The organism is Mesotoga infera, from assembly GCA_011045915.1.
Taxonomy (GTDB): domain Bacteria; phylum Thermotogota; class Thermotogae; order Petrotogales; family Kosmotogaceae; genus Mesotoga; species Mesotoga infera_D.
On the sequence record DSBT01000400.1, the window covers coordinates 1 to 4495 of the forward strand.

The following is a 4495-nucleotide window of genomic DNA, read 5'->3' on the forward strand; positions in this document are numbered from 1 at the left end:
GCCATTTGACTTTGTAGCTTCCGATCAATATAATTGTTCCGATTTCCAGAAAGAATTCGAAGGGAGGAAATCCTTTGACAGCAGATGAAGTTTTCGACAGAGTGAAAAGCATAATCTCTGAGAAACTAGGTGTGGAAGAAGATGAAATCGCCATGGATTCCGATCTTACCGAGGATCTCGGAGCCGATTCCCTTGATCTGGTCGACCTGGTTATGGCATTTGAAGACGAGTTTGATTTCAAGGTTGAGGATGAACAGATCGAGAGTATCTCTACTGTTGGAGACATTGTGGAGAGTATCAACAAAGGTCTGGGCGTTGAGGACTGAGGTTTGTAAGGGGGCTTGAAGCCCCCTTAAAATTTTGTGGAGTGATTTCTATCGACAGAGAATTGAAAGTTGTGAAAGAGAATTTCTATGAGAGGCTTGATAGATTCTTGAGAAGAGAACTCTCGGATCTCAAGCTTTCATCGATTTACAAGCTTCTGAGAAAGGGAAACGTCAGAGTAAATGGAGAGAGAGTGAAAGACGGTTCCTCAAGACTGGAGATTGGAGATGTGGTTCAGGTAGTCTTTTCAGGAGATCCTTCAAGACTCAAGCGTCTTGAAGAATCGCGCGAACTTACGCCTCACGAAATTCCCCTTGTTATTCTATTCGAAGATGACTTGATGGTGGCTGTAGATAAACCTTCGGGGATATCCGTTCATCCCGGTAAGGGAATTCAGATAGTAACGCTTATCGAAGGACTGATGGCATACGGAGATGCCAGAGGCTTTGTACCCCGCCCGGTTCATAGGCTTGATAAGCACACTTCCGGGGTGATTGTTTTCGCTAAATCGCCCGAAGCGGCAAGAGAACTCTCGAAGCTCTTTAGAGAACGCGGAGTAGAAAAGGGTTACCAAACGCTCGTGAAAGGTATTCCTGAGAAAAACCGGAAGCTAATTTCCCGGAGAGAGAAATTTGTCGAGTCAATGGCTTTCGAGGTAGAAAAAAGCTTTGAATCGGTCTCGCTGCTATGGGTTGATCTGTTTACCGGGAAGAAGCATCAAATACGCCGCCAGTTGAGTGAGGCAGGTTATCCGGTTGTCGGAGACGATGTATATGGTGACAGGGCGTTCAATAAAGACTTTAAGAAGATAACAGGACTGAAACGGTATTTTCTTCACTGCTCCAGACTTTCCTTCACCAGAGAAAATGGAAAGAGAATCGAGATCGCATCCGAGCTTGCTGTTGACCTCCAGAAGGTGTTGGCCAACCTTAAATGAAGTCAATATTTCTTATTTTAGCCATTACTCTGGCAGCTGTTTCCGGGTTTGGTCAGTTGGAGATCAGAAACGAGATAGAAGAGGCGAATGCGGAGCTATCAATGATCTACAATTTCTCGGTGAAGTACAGCCTTTCGATTCTTAAGGGCGAAGGTCACGAGCAACCTGCAGCGATTGATAACAACGGGATTTATCAGATATTTCTCTACACCTCTTCTTACAGGTCGGGAGTTGCTAGACACGAACTTGCCCACGTTTATTTCTTCGAATATCTGAGAAGTGAAGGTCTTAATCCCGATGAAATCCCTCTATGGTACCATGAGCTTATTGCAGAAGGATTTCAGAATCTCCATACTCGGACAAACAGGCCCGAGCTTAGAGCCGCCTTTTTTGATTTCACGGCTTTTGATAAGAGATATCCCCAGAAGGCTGATCAGGGTGTATTCTACGGAGCGGTGTCAAGCTTTGCCGGTTACATTCTGGAGAGATATACTTACCGAGATCTGATTAGAGTAATAGATGAAATTTCCGATGAGGGAGATATTAATAGCGCTTTCAATAAGGTTTTTGGATCAAGTCTCGGTTCAATGATTACGAGCTGGAGGTTAGTTTTTCTCCTCCCGTATTCTCCATTTCTTATCGGTGTTGTATTATTTCTTTATCTTCTAATCGGGAGGAGAGACAAGTATTGGCGGAAATTCCAGTTAGACCTAAGAAGCCTCGAAGAAGACAAAGAAACGAAGGAACAAGGAATACAGTAACTCTTGGAAACGGAGTAGTCCTAATAGCTTTCATTGTTGGACTGCTGTTGTCTCTTCTTTACATTCCCTGGAGAATCGCTTTGGATTCTAATTACAACAGTGCGGCGGTGATAACTGAGAAAGAGGTTGAAGGAATTCCTTCCAAACAGCTTGTTTATGTAAAGGAGATTGATACAGCAACCGCGCTCGAATCTTCAGTCGTTCTGGTCGATCTTAGAGAAGACTGGTTCAGGCTTGAAGAGATTTTGGAACTCCAGATACCCGTAATTCTTACTGGCGTTTCTCCTTATACTGTTTCGGAACTGGCTTCAATTCTTGACAGCCACTCCGCTTATGCAGGATATATGGAGTTTGATGAAAGAGGCCATTATGTCCTTGATGTTCTGAGGGCAAGGGAGAACAAGTCTCTGGTGTTTCGCGTGCACAACTTGAAAAAGAAAGAGTATCCAAACTACGACATACAGAAAGCAGTAACGAGATACCTGAGGTCAATAAGAGAGAGAAGTGTTGATGCAATACTTTTTTTGACACCTGACGACGATTTCGACTACGATCATTTGGTTTCCGAAGTATATGAGGATCTGAATTACAGAGGGCTGATTTCTGGAGAGATCGTCTCTCCAAGGACAGGTTCATCAAGGTTCGTACTTCTGTCATCTCTTTTTGTGTTTGTCCTCCTGATGTCTATCAGTCCGATGCTTGCGGTTATCTGTACTGCTTTGTTCTTGTTTTTTCCGATCGTGGGTCTTCCGTTAGCCGTTATATCGGGAGAGTTTGCCATATATCTCAAAGTGTCTTCGCTGAAAATGGGAGTTCTCAAGGGACTTCTTCTCTTCTTCTCGTTTTCGGTTTTCCTTGGACTCGCTGTGAACGCTTCTATGGTTGGAGCAGATTACCGGAACGGACTTGAACTCTTTCGAGGGGTGAAACTATCTCTAGTGGCGCTTCCTGGATGGTTGTTTGTCAGCGGTTTTGCGAGGAGTATTGGGAAGAAGGTTACGAAGGGCGATTTGCTGGTAGTTGCGCTTGTTATTGTGGCGGCAGCTTACTATATCCTGAGAAGTGGTAACTTCACTTTTGTGCTTGATCTGGAAAGATCATTGAGAGACTTCCTGGATAATCTTCTTGTGGTTCGGCCGCGCTTCAAAGAATTGCTTGCCTATCCATTGCTTGCCTTGCTTCTTCACTTTTCTTTCGACATCAAAGGAAAGCTCGGTCCGATTATCGCTTCAGGTGGATCTCTTGCGATCGTTTCAATTGTAAACACGTTTTGCCATGCGACCGTTCCTCTCTGGACCGACATAGTCAGGAGTCTATATGGTCTAGGTTTTGGAGCACTAATCTCACTTGTAATTATTGGAATTGTGAAGAAGTATAATAAGTTCGGAAGAGCGGTTGAAGGTTCATTGAACGAGGTTGATGAAAATCAGTCTAATTAATACCTGATAATGGGAGGGGTGAGAATATGAAGAAGACAATATTAGTCATTCTCTTTTTTTTCTTGGCAATATCAGTTTTTGGGGTAGTGACTTATGATGTGCAGAAAGTCATAATTGTGCCGGAACAGCCTCAGGGAGGCCTTGAAGTTTCTATTTGGCTTGACAGAGATAATGGTTCTCTTTATTATTCCGGTGAAGAAGTGAAGACATATTTCAAAGTGAACAAAGACGCGTATGTTGCAATTTACGACATAACGCCAAACGGAGAGATTCAGCTTATCTTCCCTAACGGCTATGACCGGAACAACGCGCTGAAGGCCGGTGTTACCTACTCTCTTCCGACTGACAATGCAACTACCAGATACCGGCTTCAACTGACCAGCGAAACCGGTGGCGGTAAGGAAATCTTCCAGATAGTGGCATCCACATCGCCTCTTGGTTTCCTTGATGATCTTATGGTGAGGGCTGAATCGGGAGACATCTTCCCTAGGGCTAGTATAGGCGCAGAAGACTTCGTCACCATGAAAGTAATCCCGGTGATAGATAAGCAAGAGTACGCGGTCTCCACAGCCTGGTTCTATCTTGATATTATGCCCACCACAGGTCGAGCAAGGATAAGCACGACACCGTCAAATGCAACCTTATACGTTGACGGAAAGATGGTAGGTAGGAGTCCCGTTAACATAGACCTCGATCCGGGAAACCACATGGTTACAGCGTACATGAACGGTTACAGGACCGAAACCAGACAGTTCACTATTGTGAGTGGGCAAACACTTGATGTGAGAATTGATCTTCAGAAGTTCGCTAAGGAGTACCAGTTCTCTCTGGTTACGAACCCAAGTGACGCTATGGTACAAATCAACGGTAGTTCAATAGGCAGAACGCCATTAAATGTCACCCTCGAAGAAGGAACGAAGAATCTTAGTGTATCCAAAGCGGGTTATGAGACTTATACGGAGACTTTTGTACTGAATCGAAATATCTCGAAATCGCTGACTTTGACTCCTGTTGTACAGAACTATCAGTTATCA

At 44.2% G+C, this 4495-nt stretch carries 5 protein-coding genes; all 5 read left to right on the forward strand.

Features of this window, described 5'->3' with window-relative positions; translation table 11 throughout:
- The first annotated feature begins 74 nt into the window (after positions 1-74).
- A complete protein-coding gene (gene acpP / locus ENN47_12960; GenBank protein ID HDP79056.1) occupies positions 75-326 on the forward strand; it encodes an acyl carrier protein in 252 nt (83 codons plus the stop codon).
- Positions 323-1261: an RluA family pseudouridine synthase gene (locus tag ENN47_12965; GenBank protein HDP79057.1), complete on the forward strand. Its 939-nt coding sequence runs from the start codon at positions 323-325 to the stop codon at positions 1259-1261. Before acpP ends, ENN47_12965 begins: the two co-directional genes overlap by 4 nt.
- Positions 1258-2022, forward strand: coding sequence for a hypothetical protein (locus tag ENN47_12970; protein HDP79058.1), 765 nt, complete (start codon positions 1258-1260; stop codon positions 2020-2022). Before ENN47_12965 ends, ENN47_12970 begins: the two co-directional genes overlap by 4 nt.
- A 47-nt stretch (positions 2023-2069) precedes the next feature.
- Entirely contained in the window at positions 2070-3461 is a 1392-nt protein-coding gene (locus ENN47_12975) for a hypothetical protein (GenBank protein ID HDP79059.1), read from the forward strand.
- 26 nt (positions 3462-3487) lie between these two features.
- Positions 3488-4495, forward strand: a 1008-nt coding sequence (locus ENN47_12980; GenBank protein ID HDP79060.1) for a PEGA domain-containing protein, incomplete at its 3' end; no start/stop codon positions are given.